This window comes from Brevundimonas sp., from assembly GCF_036399195.1.
Classification (GTDB): domain Bacteria; phylum Pseudomonadota; class Alphaproteobacteria; order Caulobacterales; family Caulobacteraceae; genus Brevundimonas.
In genome coordinates this window covers 1-2,576 of sequence record NZ_DASWNO010000294.1, presented here as the reverse complement: position 1 = coordinate 2,576, position 2,576 = coordinate 1, and the positions used below count along the sequence as shown (strand labels likewise).

At 70.7% G+C, this 2,576-nt stretch carries 2 protein-coding genes; both read left to right on the top strand.

Going from position 1 to position 2,576, the window contains the following annotated elements; genetic code table 11:
• Window positions 1–110 precede the first annotated feature (110 nt).
• Complete coding sequence (gene miaB, locus VGB60_RS12835) at window positions 111–1,535, top strand: tRNA (N6-isopentenyl adenosine(37)-C2)-methylthiotransferase MiaB (protein WP_331038639.1); 1,425 nt, start codon at window positions 111–113, stop codon at window positions 1,533–1,535.
• The gene (locus VGB60_RS12830; RefSeq protein ID WP_331038638.1) at window positions 1,535–2,530 is read left to right on the top strand and encodes a PhoH family protein; all 996 of its coding nucleotides are present in this window, start codon (window positions 1,535–1,537) and stop codon (window positions 2,528–2,530) included. The genes miaB and VGB60_RS12830 overlap by 1 nt, the downstream gene beginning before the upstream one ends.
• The last annotated feature ends 46 nt before the right edge of the window (window positions 2,531–2,576 follow it).

Genomic DNA, 2,576 nt, shown 5'->3' with positions numbered 1-2,576 from the left:
CTGATCTTCCACCGCAACGCCGCCCGCGTCGACGTGGACGCTATCGATAGCTGACGGCTCTTGCCGCGGCTCCGGTGGCGGAACCCGCCGTGGCGGACTAGACACATCCTATGACCGAGACCCTGACCACGCCAAAGGTCGAGCCGCCGCGGAAGCGGTTGTTCATCAAGACCTACGGCTGCCAGATGAACGTCTATGACTCCGAGCGGATGGCCGACGTGCTGCGCCCGCTGGGCTATGCCGCCACGGACACGGCCGAGGACGCAGACTTCGTCATCCTGAACACCTGCCACATCCGCGAGAAGGCGGCCGAGAAGGTCTATTCCGAGCTCGGCAAGCTGCGCGAGATGAAGGAGGGCCGGGCGGCGGCGGGGCAGGGGGCCCTGACCATCGCCGTGGCCGGCTGCGTGGCCCAGGCCGAGGGCGAGGAGATCATGCGGCGGCAGCCGGCGGTCGATCTGGTCGTGGGACCGCAGGCCTATCACCAGCTCCCCGAGCTTTTGGCGCGCACGGCGCGGGCGCGGGGCGAGCGGATCGGGGCGGACTTCGCGCCCGTCGACAAGTTCGACGCCCTGCCAAAGGCGCGCGGCGTCGACGGACCGACAGCCTTCCTGACGGTGCAGGAGGGTTGCGACAAATTCTGCACCTTCTGCGTCGTGCCCTATACGCGCGGCGCCGAGTGGTCGCGGCCCGTGGCGGCGGTGCTGGCCGAGGCGCGCGAACTGGCGGCGCAGGGGGTGCGGGAGCTGACCCTGCTGGGCCAGAACGTCAACGCCTATGACGGCGAGGGGCTGGACGGCGCGCCTTCGACCCTGGCCCGGCTGGCCCATGCCTTGGCCGACATCCCGGGCGTCGCGCGCATCCGCTACACGACCAGCCACCCGAACGACATGTCGGAAGAGCTGATCGCGGCGCACGGCGCGCTCGACGCCTTGATGCCGTGGCTGCACCTGCCGGTGCAGTCGGGCTCGGACCGGATCCTGCGGCTGATGAACCGCAAGCACGGACGGGCGAAATATCTCGAACTGATCGACCGCATCCGCGCCGCCCGGCCGGACATCGCCATGTCCGGCGACTTCATCGTCGGCTTCCCGGGAGAGAGCGACCGGGACTTCGAGGACACGATGGATCTGGTCCGGCGCGTCGGTTACGCCTCGGCCTTCGCCTTCGTCTATTCGCCCCGCCCGGGCACGCCCGCCGCGGGCATGGGCGCGCAGGTTTCGGCGGAAGTGGCCCGCGAGCGGCTCCATGCGCTGCAGGCCCTGCTGTGGGAGCAGCAGACGGCCTTCAATATGTCGCAGGCTGGCAAGACAATCGACGTACTGTTCGAAAAGCCGGGCCGTCACGCGGGACAGGCCATCGGCCGCTCGCCCTGGCTGCAGTCGGTTCACGTCGACGGGGCGGATCAACTGATCGGCCAGATCGTTGCCGTTGAGATTGAGCACGGCCAGCAGAATTCGCTGAAGGGCCGGTTGGCCGGTCAACGCCCTGATCGCCTGGCGGTCGGCGACATGGAGAGAGAGATGACGGCCTGATGGCGCGCGAGAGTGAGTTCCTGGCCCTGGGCGACGGCGCCCTGCGGGCCGTCATCGGACCCGGCAGCCGCCACCTCGCGCTCATCGAGGACCGGTTCAAGGTGCTGGTCGAGACGCCCGGCGGCGGGGTCTCGATCAACGGCTCGCCGCGCGACCGGTCGCAGGCCAAGCGGGTCATAGAGACGCTGGCCGACCGCGCCGACGCCGGGGCCGAGATCACCGAGGCGGACGTGCGCACCGCGCTCGGGGCCGCGGCGACGCAGCCGCGGGCGGGGCAGGGGAGCGTGGCGCCCGACACCATCGCCCTGCCGGTCGGACGGCGCGGGGCCATCGCGCCCAAGACCGCCGCCCAGGCCAACTATCTGTCGCTGCTGGCCAACTGCGAGCTGACGTTCGGCGTCGGCCCGGCCGGCACGGGCAAGACCTTCCTCGCGGCCGCCTATGGGGCCTCCCTGCTGCGCCGGGGACAGGTGGACCGGCTGGTCATCACCCGCCCCGCCGTCGAGGCGGGCGAGAAGCTGGGCTTCCTGCCCGGCGACCTGAACGAGAAGGTCGACCCCTACCTGGCCCCCATCTGGGAGGCGCTGAACGACATCCTCGGCCCCGACGACGTGCGCCGCCGCCGCGACAAGGGCGAGATCGAGGCCGCCCCGATCGCCTTCATGCGCGGCCGGACGCTGGCCCACGCCTTCGTCATCGTTGATGAGGCCCAGAACACCTCGCGGCTGCAGATGAAGATGGTCCTGACCCGTCTGGGCGAAGGCGCGCGCATGGTGGTCACCGGCGACCCGTCGCAGGTCGACCTGCTCAATCCCCGCGACTCTGGCCTGTCCCACGCCCTGCGCATCCTCAAGGACGTGAAGGGCGTGGGCGTGATCCGCTTCGAGGCCCAGGACGTGGTCCGCCACGCCATGGTCGAGCGCATCGTCCGGGCCTACGACGCCGACTCCGCCGCCCGCCGCCCCGCCGCCGACCTCGAGGATCCCGAGGGGTGATCGAGGTCGAGGTCGAGGAGACCCGCTGGACCGACGCCCTGCCCGA

What these genes read in the sequence shown, in the direction of transcription:
- miaB (WP_331038639.1), top strand. Translation starts at nt 111, where the DNA reads ATGACCGAGACCCTGACCACGCCAAAGGTCGAGCCGCCGCGGAAGCGG.
- VGB60_RS12830 (WP_331038638.1), top strand. Translation starts at nt 1,535, where the DNA reads ATGGCGCGCGAGAGTGAGTTCCTGGCCCTGGGCGACGGCGCCCTGCGG.